This is a genomic window from Endozoicomonas sp. G2_1 (genome assembly GCF_017744155.1).
In the GTDB taxonomy this organism is placed as follows: Bacteria; Pseudomonadota; Gammaproteobacteria; order Enterobacterales; family Alteromonadaceae; genus JAGHQT01.
Window position 1 is genome coordinate 13,356 of sequence record NZ_JAGHQT010000018.1, and the last position, 19,148, is coordinate 32,503.

The 19,148-nt window shown below is 43.5% G+C and carries 19 protein-coding genes; 7 read left to right on the forward strand and 12 right to left on the reverse strand.

What is annotated here, in order from left to right; translation table 11 throughout:
- Complete coding sequence (locus J7384_RS15935; protein ID WP_209115527.1) at positions 1-951, reverse strand: LysR family transcriptional regulator; 951 nt, start codon at positions 949-951, stop codon at positions 1-3.
- A 131-nt stretch (positions 952-1,082) separates the two neighbouring features.
- On the opposite strand from J7384_RS15935, the gene J7384_RS15940 reads away from it, so the two are divergent.
- Complete coding sequence (locus tag J7384_RS15940; protein ID WP_209115528.1) at positions 1,083-1,652, forward strand: acyloxyacyl hydrolase; 570 nt, start codon at positions 1,083-1,085, stop codon at positions 1,650-1,652.
- Between the two features lie 22 nt (positions 1,653-1,674).
- Here J7384_RS15940 and J7384_RS15945 read toward each other — a convergent pair whose 3' ends face one another.
- Genes J7384_RS15945 through J7384_RS15955 form a run of 3 tightly spaced genes read right to left on the reverse strand, consistent with a single transcriptional unit; the run spans position 1,675 to position 4,806 of the window.
- Positions 1,675-2,676 (reverse strand): alpha/beta fold hydrolase, encoded by a 1,002-nt coding sequence (locus J7384_RS15945; RefSeq protein WP_209115529.1) that lies wholly within the window; start codon positions 2,674-2,676, stop codon positions 1,675-1,677.
- A 4-nt stretch (positions 2,677-2,680) separates the two neighbouring features.
- On the reverse strand, positions 2,681-4,099 hold the full coding sequence (locus tag J7384_RS15950; RefSeq protein ID WP_209115530.1) for an ATP-binding protein: 1,419 nt from the start codon (positions 4,097-4,099) through the stop codon (positions 2,681-2,683).
- Positions 4,099-4,806: a response regulator gene (locus tag J7384_RS15955; protein WP_209115531.1), complete on the reverse strand. Its 708-nt coding sequence runs from the start codon at positions 4,804-4,806 to the stop codon at positions 4,099-4,101. Before J7384_RS15955 ends, J7384_RS15950 begins: the two co-directional genes overlap by 1 nt.
- A gap of 180 nt (positions 4,807-4,986) precedes the next feature.
- On the opposite strand from J7384_RS15955, the gene J7384_RS15960 reads away from it, so the two are divergent.
- The gene (locus J7384_RS15960; RefSeq protein ID WP_209115532.1) at positions 4,987-5,505 is read left to right on the forward strand and encodes a Spy/CpxP family protein refolding chaperone; all 519 of its coding nucleotides are present in this window, start codon (positions 4,987-4,989) and stop codon (positions 5,503-5,505) included.
- Positions 5,506-5,511: 6 nt separating this feature from the next.
- Here the strand turns inward: J7384_RS15960 and J7384_RS15965 are convergent, their stop codons facing one another.
- The 5 genes from J7384_RS15965 to rsgA form a co-directional block, all read right to left on the reverse strand.
- Complete coding sequence (locus J7384_RS15965; protein ID WP_209115533.1) at positions 5,512-7,488, reverse strand: M56 family metallopeptidase; 1,977 nt, start codon at positions 7,486-7,488, stop codon at positions 5,512-5,514.
- Positions 7,489-7,545: 57 nt separating this feature from the next.
- On the reverse strand, positions 7,546-7,932 hold the full coding sequence (locus J7384_RS15970) for a BlaI/MecI/CopY family transcriptional regulator (protein ID WP_209115534.1): 387 nt from the start codon (positions 7,930-7,932) through the stop codon (positions 7,546-7,548).
- Between the two features lie 237 nt (positions 7,933-8,169).
- Complete coding sequence (locus tag J7384_RS15975; RefSeq protein ID WP_209115579.1) at positions 8,170-8,973, reverse strand: glycerophosphodiester phosphodiesterase; 804 nt, start codon at positions 8,971-8,973, stop codon at positions 8,170-8,172.
- 21 nt (positions 8,974-8,994) lie between these two features.
- The gene (asd, locus tag J7384_RS15980; protein WP_348523883.1) at positions 8,995-9,924 is read right to left on the reverse strand and encodes an archaetidylserine decarboxylase; all 930 of its coding nucleotides are present in this window, start codon (positions 9,922-9,924) and stop codon (positions 8,995-8,997) included.
- A gap of 10 nt (positions 9,925-9,934) precedes the next feature.
- Positions 9,935-10,993, reverse strand: coding sequence for a small ribosomal subunit biogenesis GTPase RsgA (rsgA, locus tag J7384_RS15985; protein WP_209115535.1), 1,059 nt, complete (start codon positions 10,991-10,993; stop codon positions 9,935-9,937).
- A 102-nt stretch (positions 10,994-11,095) separates the two neighbouring features.
- On the opposite strand from rsgA, the gene orn reads away from it, so the two are divergent.
- Positions 11,096-11,641: an oligoribonuclease gene (gene orn, locus J7384_RS15990; protein ID WP_209115536.1), complete on the forward strand. Its 546-nt coding sequence runs from the start codon at positions 11,096-11,098 to the stop codon at positions 11,639-11,641.
- Between the two features lie 34 nt (positions 11,642-11,675).
- Here orn and J7384_RS15995 read toward each other — a convergent pair whose 3' ends face one another.
- Both J7384_RS15995 and J7384_RS16000 read right to left on the reverse strand, forming a co-directional pair.
- Positions 11,676-12,725, reverse strand: a complete 1,050-nt coding sequence (locus J7384_RS15995; protein WP_209115537.1) for an MJ1255/VC2487 family glycosyltransferase — start codon at positions 12,723-12,725, stop codon at positions 11,676-11,678.
- 38 nt (positions 12,726-12,763) lie between these two features.
- A complete protein-coding gene (locus tag J7384_RS16000; protein ID WP_209115538.1) occupies positions 12,764-13,276 on the reverse strand; it encodes a phosphatase PAP2 family protein in 513 nt (170 codons plus the stop codon).
- A 193-nt stretch (positions 13,277-13,469) separates the two neighbouring features.
- Between J7384_RS16000 and J7384_RS16005 the strand changes: the two genes are divergently transcribed.
- The 4 genes from J7384_RS16005 to J7384_RS16020 all read left to right on the forward strand — a co-directional run bounded on the left by J7384_RS16005 (position 13,470) and on the right by J7384_RS16020 (position 18,195).
- Positions 13,470-13,991, forward strand: a complete 522-nt coding sequence (locus J7384_RS16005; RefSeq protein ID WP_209115539.1) for a DUF4442 domain-containing protein — start codon at positions 13,470-13,472, stop codon at positions 13,989-13,991.
- Complete coding sequence (locus J7384_RS16010) at positions 13,949-14,641, forward strand: CPBP family intramembrane glutamic endopeptidase (RefSeq protein WP_209115540.1); 693 nt, start codon at positions 13,949-13,951, stop codon at positions 14,639-14,641. Before J7384_RS16005 ends, J7384_RS16010 begins: the two co-directional genes overlap by 43 nt.
- A 101-nt stretch (positions 14,642-14,742) precedes the next feature.
- Entirely contained in the window at positions 14,743-15,621 is an 879-nt protein-coding gene (locus J7384_RS16015) for a S1/P1 nuclease (RefSeq protein ID WP_209115541.1), read from the forward strand.
- A gap of 153 nt (positions 15,622-15,774) precedes the next feature.
- The gene (locus J7384_RS16020) at positions 15,775-18,195 is read left to right on the forward strand and encodes a bifunctional diguanylate cyclase/phosphodiesterase (protein WP_209115542.1); all 2,421 of its coding nucleotides are present in this window, start codon (positions 15,775-15,777) and stop codon (positions 18,193-18,195) included.
- Between the two features lie 94 nt (positions 18,196-18,289).
- Here the strand turns inward: J7384_RS16020 and fkpA are convergent, their stop codons facing one another.
- A complete protein-coding gene (gene fkpA / locus J7384_RS16025) occupies positions 18,290-19,060 on the reverse strand; it encodes an FKBP-type peptidyl-prolyl cis-trans isomerase (protein ID WP_209115543.1) in 771 nt (256 codons plus the stop codon).
- Positions 19,061-19,148 lie beyond the last annotated feature (88 nt).

The following is a 19,148-nucleotide window of genomic DNA, read 5'->3' on the forward strand; positions in this document are numbered from 1 at the left end:
TTATTGAGCACTGTGACGGCAATAATCAGCATGCAGCCTAGTTTTGTGCTCACTGGTATAAGCGCGAATGATTCGAGCGATATGATGGCGTAGCCAGTTTAAGCCTTTGTCGTGTTCTTGGCGCATGTGCCAGTGAATTGATGTTTGCGCGGGCGTTATTTCTAACGGTGGTGTTATCGCGATGAGCTCGCGATTAAAAATTTCACATTCAACGGTGGTTGACGGTACTACTGCAATTAAATCACTACTTTTTAATATTTCAGGCACAATCGAAAAGTGATTGACTGTCATCGCAATACGGCGACTTAAACCATGTTGGGCTAAAACTTGATCGGTATAACCGGTAATATCTCCCGACAGTGAAACCAATAAGTGATCCGCTTGAGCAAACTTAGTTAAGCATAAATCCTGTTGGGCCAATGGATGGTCTGGGCGCATAATGCAGACAAAACAGGGCGTGTACAGGTATTCACTGCGAAATAGGTGATTATTGCTGGTGTGAGCGCCAATGACTAAATCAACTTCAGCGTCGTTAAGGAGCTGCTCGGTATTGGTAATTGTATAGGGAATCGTGTGAATATTGATTCCGGGGGCATTGTCTTCAATCAGTTGTCGCAAAGCTGGCCATGTCATATCGATAATGGCATCGGGCGCGGCAATTTTAAACGTCCTTTTCGCTGAACTTGCATCAAAGTGATCTGGCGCAACCGCTTGATCAAGTTGCTGCAACGGGTCTCTTATTTGAGTCCACAAGTTTTGCGCGTAAACCGTTGGCTGAATACCTCGTCCGTCTTTAACAAATAATTCATCATGCCAAAGTTGACGCATTCTACTGAGCGCATTTGACACCGCAGGTTGAGTCAGAGCTAGTCTATCGGCCGCTCTTGTAATAGAGCTTTCAGTCATAATCGCATCAAAAATCATCAATAAATTCAGTTCTTGTGGTCGCATCTTGCACTGTTCCTGTGGATTTTTTAATACATCATAATTCATGATGTATTTTATATCTATTAATAATTTTTTTTATTTAAACGCCTGTTCTATAGTGTAAATGGTTATATTTATTTCACAGGTTAGATCAAATGATTACTAAAAACACTATTTTTACGTTTCGCTGGTCGCGCCTATTGTTATTGTTGCAAGTAGGTGTGTTCAGTGTGTTATTTTCTTTCGGTGCAACAGCTCAGCAGCATCGCGCTGCCGTTGACTATATTCACGGTGAGGGAGATGTTGAGGGAATTAAGCTTGCCTATCAATACCATACAAATTGGTTAAAAAGCTGGTCAAAGCACGTCAATTTATACTTTGAGTCGAGTATCAATTTTTGGGAGTACGGAGCAGAAAACAATCACGACACCAACTTTGTATTAGCAATTTCCCCTGTTATTGAGTATCCGATTGCCGAGTATCGTCATACGCCTATTTACCTTGAGTTTGGCATTGGTGTGTCGCTATTAGACGATACCAAATTTGCGGGTAAAAACGTCGGCAGTCATTATCAATTTGAAGATCGATTGGGTATCAAGACATATTTTGGCAAGGGCAATCGACATAGTTTGGGTTTGCGCTACTTCCACTACTCAAATGCCGGCTTACAAGATCCGAACCCTGGTTTAGACTTTATCAGTTTATCTTACAGTCAAGCTCTTTAAGGCTAGCTAGCAGGTATCATCGCTAGCCGTGTTTATTAAACCACTCTAAGGCAGCGCTCAGCGCTTGATTGCGGTACTGATCGAGTTCAAATAGCAGCTCGTGGCGAGCGCCGTCGACGACGATTGGCGTCGAATGACTAAATAGCTCTGGCTTTAACTGGTGAAGTTGTTGGCAAAAACGCGTTTGTGCACGGTTATCAACAATAGTATCGCCACCGGCTTGTATCACTAAAATGGGTGTTGTCAGTTGCTTTAAGTCGGCAAAAATATCGCGCTCTGCTTGCAGTGCTTGCATTAACCAATGGCTGGTTACGCCGCCTAGTTGTAGCTTGGACTCAGCTTGATACAAGTCGCGAAAAATCTGATAGCGCAACTTTGATTGGCAGAGATTGTTACCGGCAAATGCGTCGCTGTGGTAGTTGCCTTGACCAATAAAGTAGTTCGCTTCTCGCGTACTGCCAAAGCCGAATAATTTGCCTACTTGGTAGCTCAACTTTACCGCTGCTTTTGCCAAACCCGCTGGTGCTGCGCCACTGCTAATAGCAATCATTGGTGCGCTGAACACAGCGGCTTTGACACTGCTCTCAAATCTTTGCAGGTAACGCGTGCTAATTGCGCCACCCATTGAGTGAGCTAAAATATATGGCTGATCAGCTTGAAACTTTTCTGGTAATACTTTGTCGATGAAATGATGCAAGTCGTCACTATAGTGATCAAAGTTTTCGACGTGGCCTTTGTGCTGGTTTTCTAACAAGCGATCAGACAAACCTTGACCGCGGTGATCGATGATAAAGATGTTGAAGCCGGCTTGATACCAATCAAAACAGAGTTCTTGATACTTTAAATAACCCTCAATGCGGCCTGGTACGATAACTAAGTTTCTTTCATGACTTGAGTTAACAAAGGCGGCGTATTGAATTTTTATCTGTTCAGCACCAACAAAGTGTTCAAATAAACCACCTTGCCAAAAATCGCGAATTTCGCCTTGGTAGCGGCTTTGCAGTTGGCTTTCTTGAGTAAACAATATTTTAGTCTTGATAAATAAGCGAATAGGGTAATTCTATTTGAACTGTTAAGCCTTTGTCACAATTATTTTTAGCGGTGATTTGGCCTTGGTGTTTGACGATTGCTTGCTTGGCAATTGCTAGACCAAGTCCAGTCCCACCCGTTTGCCGATCTCGTGCCGCGCTAACCCGAAAGAAAGGCTCAAATAAGTGCGCCAGTTGCTCATGCGGCACACCTTCGCCTTGATCTATCACTTTGATAATCAGTTTGTCTTTTGTTACTTCAGTCAGTAAGGTCACTTGGCTGTCTTGTGGGCTGTATTTGACAGCGTTGGCAACGATGTTATCCAAGGCACTGTAGATGAGTTTTCGGTCGGCGTTGATCGACAATAGCTCGCCGTGGCTTGAGCCCTGATAGCTAAGGGTTATTGATTTAGTCTCAGCTTGGTATAGGTTGTCTTGTTTTACCTGTTCAATCAACTCAACTAAATTGAATGATGTTTTCTCTAACCCCTGACTCGCGTGTTCCATGCGCGAGAGCGCTAGAATATCGTCGAGCATGGCATCAAGGCGTTCAATTTCAGTTTCACATCGGGCTAAGTGATTTGATTGTTCGTTTTGCTGATTTTGGCGTTGTAATAAATTGATGGCGATTTGCAAACGGGTTAACGGCGATCTTAGCTCGTGAGAGACATCACCAAGTAAGCGTTGATGGGCACCGAGATTGGCATTGAGCTTGTCTGCCATATCGTTGAAGCTACACGCCAGTTGACCGAGTTCATCGCCGCGCTGGCAATCTTTGTCTAATCTTACTTTCAAATCTCCCGCACCAAGTTTGCGAGCCGCATTTTGCATCGAGACTATGGGTCGAGTAAGTGACTTTGCCAATAACCAACACAACAAAAAACTAATACTCGCCGGGATCGCGATACGCGCCCATGGTGGCAGGCCAGACAAAAAGTGACGCTTGCGATAAAAATGGCCGATGAAAAGCTGGTAGTTGCCTTGCGGCAAGGTCAATTGAATAGGGCCTGTGACTCTAAGTCCGTCTTGAAATATCGCACTTGGGTTGTTGAAATCGTTGTTGGTAAGATAGTCGGCAAGTTCATCGTGATAGTGACGCCCTTTAAATAAGAGCTCAGATGTCGACATGTCTTTGAGAATGATTTTGCGTCGGCTATTATCACCGATACGTTTTATCAGTTGTGCTTGGTTAACAACTTGACCTTGGTCGAGGTTTGTATCAATGCGCTGAGCAATGCGCTTAGCCAGTTTGAGCTCTTTGGCGCTTGCTGGCTTGAGTCTGATTTGTTCATCCAGTTGGTGTGAGATAAACCGAGTAGTGACCACAGATAAAATGGTTACCAGCCAAAACCAGATAAATAGCTTAAAACTGATTGACGAGAACTGCCTTTTTGCTTTATTTACAAGCTCTCTAGTCATTAGTGTTGGCCCGATAGAAAAATATAACCTGCACCGCGCACCGTCTTAAATTTATCGGTTGGGCTGTACTGTGCTAGTTTGCGACGAATGTTACTGACATGCATGTCGATACTGCGGTCAAAAGCTGTCAGCTTGCGTCCTAACACGCGCTCTGATAAGTCTTGTTTACTGACGATTTGCCCGTGGTGCTCCACTAAATAATGCAACATTTGATATTCAGTGCCGGTTAGCTCGACTGCTTGTTGGTGGCAGTACGCTTGGCGCTGCTGATGATCTAATGTCACTGAGTTAACGGTTTGCTGCTGTTGCTGCGACATTGACTTTTGCTGTTGTTGAATAATGTCAACGCGCCGCAAGATAGCGTGAATTCTTGCCAACAACTCCCGCATTTGAAAGGGTTTGGCGAGGTAGTCATCGGCACCCAGTTCTAACCCGAGAATCTTGTCAGCGTTATCTCCTTTGGCGGTTAACATTAATACGGGTACTTGGTATTGGTCGCCGAGCGCTTTTAACACTTCAAAGCCGTTGAGTTTGGGCATCATCACGTCGAGTAAGATTAAATCAATCTGCTGGCTGGTCGCCTGTGCTAAGCCGCTCTCACCATCGTGACAGCAACTCACTTGGTAGCCTTCACCAGTAAGGTATTCAGCGAGTAAATCGGTGAGCTCGTGATCGTCGTCGATAATAAGTAAGTGTTTATTAGCCATGGCGATTGTCTAGTGTTTGAAATAGGATTGGTGAGTCTGTTATCTCTTTATATCATATCTAAGTAATTGCCCTCATTCGCTATCTTTACGCAATCTTTACATTCACTTTGCGTTTCTTTGCATTGCACTGCCTATACTGCTGAGTAGTTAATCGAATCAACGATAAATGAGGTCGAACCAATGAACACAACATCTACACATAAGTCTAAAACATTTTTAAAACCATTGGCTGTTGCCGTCACTAGTTTAGCACTGTTGACTGCCGCACCAGCCAGTTTTGCTGTCTCGCCAGAACACCAGGCGACGGCTAGTGAGCAAGTGGTTAAGAAGCACAAAGTTGGCAAGCGCAAACATCACAAGAGCATATTGAAAAAAATGGCGCGCCACTTAGATTTATCACAGGATCAAAAACAACAAATTAAAACGCTGATGCTAACGGCTAAGCAAGAGCGTCAGACAAACAAAGCAACGCTTGCGAGTTTTCATAAGCAGGTGCAAGTACTCATGCAAGCACCAGAATTTGACGAGCAAGCCTATATTAGTTTGCGTGAGCAATATCGCGCCAGCTTCGATCAAATGGCATTGGCTAAGGTTAAAAGTCGCCACGCTATCGCTCAAGTGTTAACACCAGAGCAGCGTGAAAAATGGCAAGCGGTTAAGGAAAAGAGAAAGCTGAAAAGGCACAGTCAGCAAAGTTAAAAAGGCTTAACTTGCTAGAGAAAATGAAAACAGTTTAGTCATTTCGCTTTCAACCGCTACGCCGTTTAACTGTGCAGGTTGAAAGCGCCATTTTTGCATGGCTGATCTAATTTCTTTTTTGAAGTAATAAGCGCGATGTTTTTGCTCAAATTGTAGGTCTTTAACTCGGCCGGTTTTGTCTATAGTAAAGCTTACTAAAACGTCCAATTCAACGCCATTGCGCTTAGCCGTACTTGGATATTTGGGGGCCGAGGAAGAAATTAATTTAGCGGGTACCTGAGGTTGTAGTTCTGATACTTCGTACTTATAAGCGTTATTATTGACACTCTGGGCGATTAAGTGTTGATAGCGACCTGCATGTGGTAATGGAGAGTTAAGACCTTGTTGGTTTCTGTTGAGCTGTTCAGCATTAGACAGCTGTTGGTCAACATCTGTCTGTTGAGCCATTAAGCTTGCCGCTAAAGACGTGCTAGTACTTGATTGACTCAGTACCTGTTCTATTTTACTCGGCTGTTTTGAAGCGGCGTTGTTATCGACTAATTGGGCACGGCTAACTCTGGCTGTATGTGTCAGGGGTTTCTCGGTGAGCTCGCTATCATTTGTATTCAGGCTAGTCAGTTCTGCTGTTTCGTTTTGCTCTGAATTAATATTTTGAGTGCCTGCATAGCGGTTGGTCGGTTCATTGGCAAAACTGATATAAGTTTCGGCAAAAATAGGATCAATTGTTTGCTCAGTAAGCTCAGGCAAGGACTGATTTGAACGCTCAGTGTGGAGCGCTGGATTTACTAATCGTTGAGCGAGAGAGACGCGATTTTCCGTGTCTATATCGGCTTTTAAATTATAGGTGTGATCATCAGAGGTATTTGCATGAGCTACATGCTCTGTCTCATTGTTGCGAGCAAGCGTTGAATAAATAAATGACAGGCTACTAGCATTGAGATCTAATTGGTTTATTTTTTCGAGCTGTTTTGATGTCAGCAGATTAACACTGAGCAAACTAATGCTCAGTAAAACCACTGCTGCGGCAATAAACTTTGGTTGTTGATTGCTACTGACGCAGTGATGATTTTGATGCACCAGACGCAACACCCTTGACGTTAAATCACCACCAGAAGCGGCAATCGCCAAGTTAGGTACCGTTGCTTTGTGTTTGTGTAAGCACAGTGATGCAGTGTCGGTTAATGCATGAGCGTAGCCAATGGCACTGCCGCAGTGATGAACAGCAATGTCATCACTACAATATTCACGTTCATTGCGAATTTGTTTACCGACCCAAGTAACTGCAGGGTGGAAAAACAGAAATACTTCAACAATCGATTGCACAATGTTAACGAGGTAATCGTGACGCTTGATATGAGCGAGTTCATGTAACAATAACATTTGTAATTGCTGGCTGGTTAAACCCGAAATCATCGTTGCGGGAATAAGTACCACAGGTTTTAGCCAACCGATAGCCATAGGTACATGGCTTTGCAGTGATACTAACAATTTGGTTTTGGCGCTGACGCCAACTCGTTGGCATAGCTGTGCAAACTTTTGTTCGATGGCTTGCGGTGGTGTAATTGATTGTCTGTAAGGCAGTCTGTTTACCGAAACTAACTCAATTAATAATTTACTCGCCAATACCATAACAGTTATTAGCCAAGCGATAGTGAGGTACGGTAGATAATCAACCACTTGATTTGACCAAAAGCCAGTCGCCAAACTGCTATTGATTGAGCTGATATTAGTTTGATTTTGGCCGATGGCAAAGGACTCAACAGCAGATTTTTGATAGATAATGCTGTAGGTAACAAGTACTAAAATAGCATTGCTGGCCATGGCGAAACAAGCGAGCCCGTAGCGCAGAGTGGCGTGCGTTTTAGGAATAACGGTCAGTAGAATTTTCAGTGTGGCAGCGACAAGTAGGCCCTGCCACAAGAAGTGTAGCAAGGTGATAGCAATCGAGTTAAGAAGATAACTGTCTTGAATCAATGCTGCCATATTGCCGTACTCCATTTTCGCTAAAGGAGTGAGTTATATTATATCAATTATTTGATACTAAACTTGCTGCTCAAGTTTATCAAGTAACTGTCTAATATCGTCAATTTCTTGTTGGCTGGTTGAATCGTCAAGTGCGCGCATGACTAATTTAGATTTAGAGCCGCCAAAGGCTTTTATCATAAGGTCTTTTAGTAGTGATGATTGTGTTTGAACTTGGCTATTAGCTGCTGCATAGACGTGAGCACGATGGCTTTCGTCGCGAATGACTAACGCTTTATCATGCATGATTTGCAGTATTTTTAGTACCGTAGTGTAACCAGTTGTTTGGGTTTTACTGACCGCTTGATGAATTTCTCTGACGGTCGATGGCCCCAACTGCCACAAAACATTGAGCAGGGTTAGCTCTGCTTCCGTTGGTTTTGTCTGTTTTTTGCCCTTTGCCATAAATGGCCCCCTTTGTCTGTTTACCGCGCTGACTATTTATTATTGTTATCGTTGGCAGTTAACAAAATGGTTATATTACGAACACAATCGTATCATCGACAAGCTAAATACGGCAAGCTTTGTTTGCTGGCAATCAAACTATTGTGTAAATAAATATTATCTATTTTTATACAAATTATTAACTTTTCTGCCGTTAATCATAGCTCTGAGAGTAGTTAAGGCCATGATATTTATTGGTTAACTAAGTAGAGCTTTCGATTGTTGGGGGTAGTCAGTAAAAATCGCGTCAACGTTGAGTGCTTGGCAGTGGTTGACGTCTAGAGTCTGATTGACGGTATAAACCCAAACTTCGAGCTGTTGGGCTTTTATTGCCGCTACTAGTGATTTTGACAAACACGACAAAGAAGGATTAATAGCAACTAAGTTAAGTGATGCCAGTTTCGTGACCAGCGATTTGATATCGACACTGCTTTGTTCGATCAGGGCGGCCATTTTAAGTTTCCCCAATCCTTTATCGACGGCTAGTTGGTTAACTTCCAATAAAATCTGGTGATCAAAGCTAGAGATTATAAGCGATTCAAGTAGACGGTTGTTCGGGTCATGGTCTCGTGTGCTGAGCTGTTGCAAACAACTGACTAATGTTGTTGTTAACCTGTTTCTAAATGCACTGTCGTGTGCAAGCGAGTTATCGGGGAGTTTAACTTCAATATTAATTGTGCACTGAGAGTCAATTAGAGAAAGTGCTTGTGCCAGAGTGGGTATTGGGTTGTTAGCTGAGTTGTTGTAGTCGGCGAGCTGTTCGACACTGAGTTCGCTCAATGCTATTGGATGGCTGTTTTCAATTTGAACGGATGGGTCGTGAATAACCAGTAATTCTGCATAACCAGCTTGAGCTGTCGAGCTTGTTTGGTCTTGGTGTGGCCAGTGCAGCTGGACATCAAACTCGATGGCATCACAGCCTTGCTCGAGAGCTTTTTGAAATGCCAGTAGCGTATTTTCTGGATACTGGCCACTGGCACCTCTGTGCGCGACAATTTTCATCTGCGCTTGCTCATTTATCGCTTATTCTTCTGCCGCGTTTTCGGCCGTGCTTTTTTCAGCGACACTTTCTTTTGTAACGCTTTCTTCAGTAACAATGTCGGCATAGTGTTGACCTAGGCGAGTCACAGTTTCTGGCCCGGCGCTCGGGTTAAACTCCACCATACCCGGAGCGAACGTGGTAATCACGGTTGAGCCAAGTTTAAAGCGACCCATTTCATCACCCTTGTTGAACTTGATCGCGGTTGGCCCCTCAGCGGGGTATTGCCAGCGAAAGACATCTTTGCCCGCTGGCGGAGTAACGGTGCCGGCCCACGTTGTTTCGATGCTGGCAACAATGGTTGCACCAACTAAGGTCATAGTAAACGGGCCGTGTTCACTGTCGAAAACGGCGACAACGCGTTCGTTGCGGGCAAACAAGTCTGGGACACTGCGAGCAGTTAACGGATTGACTGAAAATAGCTCGCCCGGCACGTAAATCATTTCGCGCAAGGTTGCTGCCATTGGCATGTGAATTCTGTGGTAGTCGGTTGGCGCTAAGTAAATACAAGAGAACTTACCCCCTTCAAACGGCGCCGATGTTTTTGGATCGCCGCCAAGTAAACTGGTCAGGCTGTAGTTAAAACCTTTCGCTTGGATAAGTTGGCCGTCAACAATATCACCTTGTTGACTGATCGCACCATCAACCGGGTAACAAAGGGTTTGCGAATTATCGTCGATGGGTCTAGCACCGTCTTCCAATTCACGGGTAAAAAAGTCGTTAAAGGTACTAAAATCAGTCGCATTTTTCAGTTTGGCTTCCGCCATATTGATATTGTACGCCTTGATAAATGCTTCGATTGCTTTGGTGGTTAGCCAGCCAGCTTCTGCTGCCGCAAATTTTCCAACAAGGCGCGAGATCGCATGCTTGGGCATTAAATACTGTAAAGTGATTTTTATTTTATCTAATAACACGGGTAAATCCTTAAGGTTGAAAGCGGCTAGTTTGTTGAGCCTCAGTAAGGCTCACTAAAATGCGTTGAAAGCTGGCTAAGCGCTCGGGGCGAACGGCCCCCGCTTGGCAAGCGGCAACTAAAGCACAGCCGGGGTCGCTTTGGTGTTTACAATCTCTAAATTTGCAGGTGCCCAAGTAGTCAGCAAACTCGACAAAGCCTTGGCTGACTTGTTCTGGCGTCATATGCCACAGACCAAATTCGCGAATACCAGGCGAGTCAATTAAGTCGCCGCCCGCTGGAAAATGATAGAGCCTAGCAACCGTTGTGGTGTGTTGACCAAGCCCTGAGTTTTCCGAAACGGCTTGTGTGACTAGCGCGAGTTCGGGCATCAAGCTGTTGACCAGTGTTGATTTGCCAACACCTGATTGGCCGACAAAAATACTGACCTGTTGTTCGAGTTGTTGGCTTAGTTGATCTAGCCCTGTCTTTTGCTCGCTGCTGGCGTAGATAACACGATAACCAATCTCGCGATAAATGGTTAAGCTCGCTTCAATATCGGCTTCATTTTCAGCGTTTAACAAATCGGTTTTGTTTAAGACAATAATTGGCGTTATCCCGGTTTGTTCAGCAGCGACAATATAGCGGTCGATAATATCTGGATTAAATGCCGGCAAGACTGACGAAACAATAAAAATTTGACTTATATTGGCGGCGACGGGTTTGACACCGTCGTAGACATCTGGCCTAGCGAGAATAGAACTGCGCTGGTGAACTGCTTCAATCACCCCTGATACTTTACTGGCGTTGTCTTCTGATGTCGTTTCTTTTTCTGCACGCCACGAGACTTTGTCACCACAGACTAAAGAGTCGATGGTTCTGCGCATATTACAGCGAAAAATCCGGCCGTCATCTGCTTCGACATCGGCGTGTTGACCAAAGCGACTGATAATGACGCCTGATTGCGGCTCGCCGAGTTGTTCATCAGTAAAGCTGACCTTGTCTTTTGAGGCTTTTTGATTGAGCTTTTTGCTTTGGTTTGCTTTGATGCGTCTGAGTTGACCTTTGGTCAGTTTTTTTGTTTTTGCCACAGGGACCTAATATGTTCTTGGTTTCGTTATACACACGGGTATAATTAACTTATAGCGTGTATGTATTATACCCATTTTATTGATTTTCACTAAGGTAAATATATGTCTTACTCAGATACCAACTTGATCTGGCTTGATTTGGAAATGACTGGTTTAGAGCCAAAAACCGACGTTATTCTGGAGATTGCTTCGATAGTGACCGACAGTGAACTCAATGTCTTGGCAGAGGGACCAAGCTTGGCAATACATCAACCTGATGATGTTCTTGACAACATGAATGAATGGTGTATCGAGCACCACGGAAAATCAGGTTTGACTCAGCGCTGTCGCGACAGTGACGTTTCAGTTGAACAGGCAATGCAACAAACCTTGGCGTTTGTTAAACAATACGTACCCGCTGGTAAATCACCGATGTGTGGCAACAGTATTGGCCAAGATCGCCGCTTTATTAATAAATACATGGCTGAATTTGAAGACTACTTTCACTACCGCAATCTTGATGTCAGCACGATTAAAGAGCTGGCTAGAAGGTGGCGTCCAGAAGTATTAGAAAAAGTCGTCAAACAAGGGGCGCATTTAGCTATGGACGATATTCGCGAATCAATCGACGAATTAAAAGTCTATCGCGAGCACTTCTTTAAGATCTAACCAAAACTTTTTAAGTGTTAATAACAGCACACCGTTAGTTTCTCACTGGTTGTTTCAATAATCCCGGCGCTTGTTGCCACAAGCGCTCAGACAACTTCTTGTGCTCATGCCAGTCACCGCTGGCTATCCAATCGGCAAGTGCTTTGGCAACATTTGGCATTGGCTTGCTTTCAATCTTGGGTTTGTCGCTCAGCCACTGACTCACTTTTTCTACGGTTAATTGATCTATAACATTGGCAAAATAGAGTTGTTCTAATGCCAAGGCATTCGAGTGCTGTTCCATCTGTCCTTGTAATGGCTTGGTCAGAATAGGTAGGCCTAAATGTAAGCACTCACTTATGAGTTCAAATCCGCTGTTACAAATAACGCCGCTAGCGCCAGCTAAATCTCGTTTGAAGCCTTGGTAGCAAGTTTTGCGCTGCTTAACGTTATTGACATTGCTATCGACTAATTCGGGTGAATATTGAATGAACTCAATGTTTGGGATTTGTTGTAGTAATTCGGTTATCCGTTGCTGATTTTCAAAGGGTAGGTAAACCAGAATATGTTGTTTGCGCTGTGCAAGTGCTAACTCGGTATCAATAATTGGCGGTAAAACGTTACTGGCATACGGGTGCCAATGTAAGCCAACATTGTAATTGGCGGGCGCAAAGTATTTCATAATGGTACGAGTGAGCCAGGTGTCACCAGTGAGTGGTGTGCCATCGCCAAAGGCGTATTGATGACCCACGCCTAACAGCCGCTTGTGAGCTAGTTTTGCTGCCCATGCTGTCACTGGTTCAAAATCAGTGATCACGAGATCAAAGTCGTCTAATGGCAAGCGGCGAATATCGCGAACAAATGTGAATATGTTATTTACTTTTGCTGTTTTAAGATGATTAACACTGCCATTTTCAGTGACAAAGGTTAGCCCTTGCCGGTACCAGTAATCGCCAAAAACGTCCATATCGAACAGCTGCTCACGTGGCCGGCCTGAAAATAAAAATTGTACATCGAGCTCTTGTTGTGCGAGGTATTGAGCGAGAATTCGCGCTCTTGAAATATGACCATTGCCGGTCCCTTGAACACCAAAGAGTATTTTCATTGTCTTGTATCCAACCACTTGTATCCAGCAAAAAAAGACTAAACCAGTATTATCGCCAAACCGGTACCAATCGCCGCACCGGCTAAAATATCGGTGGGAAAATGGACGCTAAGTATCACTCTAGAAGCGCCAACCATACTCGCCCACAAATACAAAATACTGGCAATAGCACCAAATTCTATTGTCGCTAAACTCGCCAATAAAAAAGCCGCCATGGTGTGACCTGACGGGAAGCTAAATTGATCAGACGGCGTCACGATTGATTTTACCGACGGTTCTACTTCTGGTGGTCTGCGGCGTTTTAGGGTGTTTTTCAAGACAAAATACAAGGGGCGTTCAATCAGGTAAGCTTTGGCTACCAGCACTAAAAAAGCAATTTGTTCAAAACCTGAAATAACAGTGATGGCAACTGGCAACAGTACTTGCATATAGCCGTCGCCTGTTTTTGATACCGCTCGAACAAAGCTGATAAATCGTTGGTAATAGTGAGACTTTGTGCACCAAAGCAGAATAGACAAGTCAACTTTTGAGACATTTGTTAGCACTGTCATCGTGACCACCGTGCAATTTTCACTGATATTGTCAGTCAGCTTATGGGCGAAATATGAAAGCCAAGTTACAGTTAGATGGCCGTTTGGTTAAATTTTGTCCGAAATTTTTTCATCGCAAAAAGAGTTTTGCTTGCAGGTCTGACCAGTTTTGGTGACAATGATTAATATTATCTACAAAAATATGGAGTCAACTATGACTAACGGGGCTAAGACCAAACGTACTAGCAAGGGTAATCGTTTCAGTCGCTATGTCGGTCGCATCAACAAAATGCCATTGAAGTGGCGCAGTTACTTATTGACCAAATTATTCTGTTCTCAAGTGAAATTTGCCGGTATTGCTAAGGTCAAATTAGTATCGGTGAAGAGTGAAGGTGTTGAATTGTTTTTGCACAATCGCAAGAAGGTTCAAAATCACATTGGTGGCATTCATGCGATTGCTGCAGGTCTACTGGCAGAGTCGGCGAGCGGAATTGCCTTTGGTATGCACGTTCCCGATAGCCATTTGCCTTTGTTGAAATCGATGAAAATGAATTTTAATCGCCGTATGCAAGGTAACTTAAAAGCACTTGCCCATTTGACTACTGAACAAATTGCTCAAGTGACCAGTGAGGAAAAAGGCGATATTGAAGTTTTTGTTCAACTGATTGATGATTCTGGACAAGAGCCAATCGATTGCACGATGAATTGGGCTTGGGTACCGAAAAAGCGAAAATAGGGGAGTTAATGTCGGTTCAGCATATGTGGAATAAAGCGCTAGTTGCAGAGCTATTTTTTCTGTTCTTATTGATGCCTATCACGCTGTTGTTGCCGATAGCGATTATTTGGCAAGTGCTGGCGGTAGCCGCTGCCGCTTTTTATGTTCTCTATGTCATGAAAGGTCAAGGTTTGCTGATAAAAGCTCGACTGCTCAGTGCTAATTGGCGAGAGTTACCAAATCGAGTATTGCTGAGATTTAGCCTATTTATTGCGATTTCAACCGCATTAATGACGACATTAATGCCGGAGAAACTGTTTTACGCAGTGCTTGGCAATCCAACACTATGGCTCGCAATTAGCGCTTTTTACATTATTTTTTCGGTTTATCCACAAGAGTTGTTGTATCGGCTGTTTTTCTTCCATCGCTACCAACCATTGTTTAGCGATAAACGTTTCTTGTTATTTTTTAACGCAATAATTTTTTGTTACGCTCATTTAGTTTATCTAGACACCTTAGTGTTTGCGCTAACCTTCGTTGGTGGCGTCATTTTTGCCAATACATACCAGCGCACCAAATCAGTCATGTTTACCAGTGTTGAACACGCCTTGTACGGCTGGTGGTTGTATACTTTGGGGTTGGGGGAAATGCTCGCTTTTCCTGGCCCTTAGTCACCAGTTTTACAATATTAGCCAGTGTCATATTGGTTAGTGAGTTGTTTTGCTATAATCACCTTTTTTGTCAACCACTCGTGAAGCTCGGGTAATTACATATGTTTAATTTTCGTTTTTTTAGTGCGCTTGTTGTTGGTTTGTTATTGGTTAGCTTGCCGCAAAACAGCTACGCTTTTGGTCAGCAAGGTCATCAGTTAGTTTGTCAGCTTGCGTATCAAGCGTTAACTCCGACAAGCCAACAGCGCATTGATAATTTACTGGCTAAGTTACCGGCGTCAGAAGTTGTCCGCATTAACGAATACAATCAGGTTGCCAGCGATCATAAAATAACGTTTGCAGATACCTGTACTTGGGCTGACGCCATTAAGCAAGACGCAAGTTATGACGACTTCAAACCTTGGCACTATGTCAATGGACCGCGCAATAGCCTTGAAATTAAGCCTGAACACTGCCCTAAAAACTGTGTCGCTAAGGCGATAGAGATTCATCATCAAACGCTTAAAGCGGCTACTGATTTGTGGCAGCAACAACAGGCGTTGATGTTTCTAGGTCATTGGCTTGGTGATATTCATCAACCTTTACACGCGGGCTTTGCCAGTGACTGGGGCGGCAATAAAATCACAGTAGAATCGCAACAATCGTGTAAAAATTTGCATTGGTTTTGGGATATTTGCTTATTTGCCAAGCCAGCAAAACAACAAAAACTTTATTTGGCTGAATTGGCCGAGCGCTACAAGGCAAGTGATAAAAGCACTTGGCTCAATAGCACCCCGTGGCAGTGGGCGACTGAATCACTGCAAATCGCACGCCGAGCAACAACCAAGTATTGTCAACTCGACGGTCGTGGTAATTGTCAATTACACCAAGAGTCAGTTGTTTTAGATGACGCTTATCGTCAGCAATTTATCCCTGTTGTCGAACAGCGAGTGTTACAAGCAAGCGCACGTTTAGCCTGGCTACTAGATACCGCCTGGTAGACCAGTTTTGCATGACCGGGCGTTGTGCTCATACGGTTATGCGTTATTGAATACTAATTGCACATGTTTATTGTTGATGACAATCAATGCTGTGTTAAAGTAAGTTATTGTCTTTGTTAACGTGATTCACTTAATTTCTATATGAATACTTCGTTGTCAGCTAAGCTTTCAGCTGCTGAATTACTCGATTTTTTACTCAAGCAATCTAACACCTTGTGTTTGCTGCTCAACGATGGCGTGATAACGCAAGTGTATCAAGGCTATGACAATGTAAAATTAGTCAACAATCAATACCAACTCTTTAAAGAGTTAGCTATTTTAGACAAAACACTCACTGAGGTTTTACCGAAAGCGTTGGCAAAAATTTTTGCTGAACAGCTGCCAAAGTTGAATCAACGCAATAGTTATTTGAGCTTTGATTTCTCTCACCAAGGCGATAACAAGCCTTATTACTATCAAACTAAATGCTATTTGCTAAATGCGCCTTCAGAAGTTCTGTTAGTTGTTCGTACGGTTGAACCGCATCACTTTATTGCTAAATCGAGTAGTAACGAATTACATCAGCAAGTGTTCGAGAACAATCAGGCAATCAAGTTAATTCTAGACCCCAAAACTGGCAGTATTGTTGACGCTAACGAAGCCGCTGCCCGTTTTTATGGCTATTCTCAAGCTCAGTTGCAGACAATGAATATCGCTGAGATCAATCAATTGTCACCGGAGCAGGTTAAAAAAGAATTGGCCAGTGCTGAGCGAGAAGACAGACTCTATTTTAATTTTGTGCATCAATTGGCAAGCGGTGAATGCCGAGACGTTGAGGTTTATTCCGGGCCAATAACCTTGGCTAACAGCACCTTGTTGTACTCAATTATTCACGATGTTACTGAACGCAAAAAAGCCGAGCGAAAGTTGCTTGAAACAGAGAAACGTCAGCGCGACATGCTTAATAACACCTCGTCTCTGATCTATTACAAGCACTTGGATGGTCGTTACATCTCTGTCAATAAGGCATTCGAGCAAGCGTTTGGTTTAACCGAAGCGGATTTACTTGATAAAACCGATTACGATGTTATGCCTCGTGCGGCCGCAGACGTTTGTCGTGATGCAGACTTGAGGGCTCTTTCTGCCGACGCGCCACTTGAGAACGAAGAAACTGTATTGGTGAACGGCGTTGAGCACACTTATATTTCAGTGAAGTTTCCACTTAAAGATGCCGATGGTAAAAACTATGCAATTTGCGGTATTTCGACTGATATTACCGAACGCAAACAAGCTGAACGCCGAATTATTCAACAAGCCCATTACGACAACTTAACTCAGTTGCCGAACCGCTTTTTAGCACTTGATCGCCTCAATCAATTGCTTAAAGACGCCAAGCGAAATAAGGACAAAGTGGCGGTACTGTTTCTCGACCTAGACGATTTTAAAAAGGTCAACGACACACTCGGTCATGAATTTGGCGACAAGCTGCTTGTCGAAGCCGCTGCTCGTTTAACTAAAGTCATTCGCAAGTCTGATACTGTTGGTCGCCTCGGCGGTGACGAATTTATCATTTTGTTGAAGGGCTTAACCAGTGCTGAGCACGTTCAGCCTGTTGCCGACAATTTGATCAATGAATTTAGGCGACCTTTCGTGATTGAAAATCGCGAACTGTTGTTGACCTCGAGTATTGGTATTGCACTTTATCCGGATGATGCCAGTACCAGCTCCAATTTACTGCGAAATGCCGATACTGCTATGTATCACGCCAAATCGATTGGTCGTAACACCTATGCCTATTACACTAAAGAAATGAACCAAGACGTGGCTCGGCGTTTGTTAATTGAAGAACAGATTCGCAACGCTTTAGAGAAGGACGAATTTGAGGTTTACTTCCAACCGCAATTTTCGGTTAAAAATAAGCGCTTGGTTGGTGCTGAAGCACTATTGCGTTGGCACAATCCAAGCTTAGGCAATGTTTCTCCTGCCGAGTTTATTCCAGTAGCTGAACAAACAGGTTTGATCGTGCCAATCGGGCGCTATGTTATCGAACAGTCACTAGCAACCTTGGCTAAATGGCAAAAACTACAGCCAGACCTCGATATTTCGGTAAACGTGTCACCACGTCAATTTCGCGATAATGGTTTAGTTAACTTTTTAGCGCAAATGATTAAACAAAACGGCATTGATGCGCGTCATTTAGAGCTTGAAATTACAGAAGGCGTTTTAATGACTGGCCATAAATCAATTGAGCAAGATCTACTGACTATCGGCCAGATGGGGGTTAAGTTGGCGATGGACGACTTTGGTACTGGCTATTCGTCGTTGAGTTACCTGCGTAAGTATCCTTTTAATGTTTTGAAGATTGATCGCAGTTTTGTCAGCAATTTATCTGCTGATTCGACCGATTTGGCATTGATAAAGGCCACAGTCGCAATGGCTGATGCTCTTGGCGTAAAAGTCATTGCCGAGGGGGTGGAAACCCAAGGACAGTTTGCACTGTTACACGATGTTGGCTGTGACTATATCCAAGGTTATTTGTTTGGAAAACCTTGCCAGGAAGCTGTTTTTGTCGAGCAATATTTAACCTCACATTGAGGTAGCTGTTCTCTGATTGCCAATAAACTATGAATAAAGTAAAAAAAACCTGCTAGTTAGCAGGTTTTTTTATTTAACATGAGAAGCTTATGGCTTAGCTTGCTGGGTGTTCACCAACTTCAGCGACTGGCTCAGGCTTTTGAATTTCTAATAATTCAATTTCAAACTCTAATACTGAGTTACCTGGAATGCGCGGCGGGTTCCCCATAGGGCCGTAGGCCAAATCTGAAGGAATTGTGAACTTGTATTTAGAGCCAACAGACATTAATTGAACGCCTTCGGTCCAGCCGCGAATTACGCGATTTAATGGGAATACTGCTGGCTGACCGCGGTCGTATGAGCTGTCAAAGGTTTCGCCATTTAAGAAAGTACCTTTGTAGTGTACTTTAACAGTATCAGTCGCGGCTGGTTTTTCACCTTCTGCTGGCGTTAAAATTTGGTACTGAATACCTGAGTCAGTGACCATTACGCCTTCTTTTTTGGCATTTTCTTCAAGAAATTTTTGACCTTCAGCTAAGCTGTCTTGTGCGGCTTTTTCAGCAAGTTCTTGTTGCTTAACTTTAGTTTCTTGATCTAATGCCATCAATAGGGTTTGAATTTCTTCTTGTTCAATTTTTGATTTGCCTTCTAAGCTCTCAAGAAAACCGGTGACAATTAATTCGCGGTCCAGGTTTAAGCCCAGTTTTTCTTGCTCGGCTAGATTGCGTTCCATATACATACCGATAGACGCACCTAAGCTATAAGCTTGTTTTTGTTGTTCTGTTTCTAATTTAACTTCAACAACCTCAGCCTGCTTAGTCTCTTGTTGACAGCCCAATACTGACACTAAAGCAACAGCGACTAGGGTTGGTTTAAATAATTTCATGGTTAACTCCATAGCAACAGCCTAATTGGCTGAAATGTAAAAACTTGTATTCACAGCACTAAAAAGAGCCTTATACTAACGGGTATTG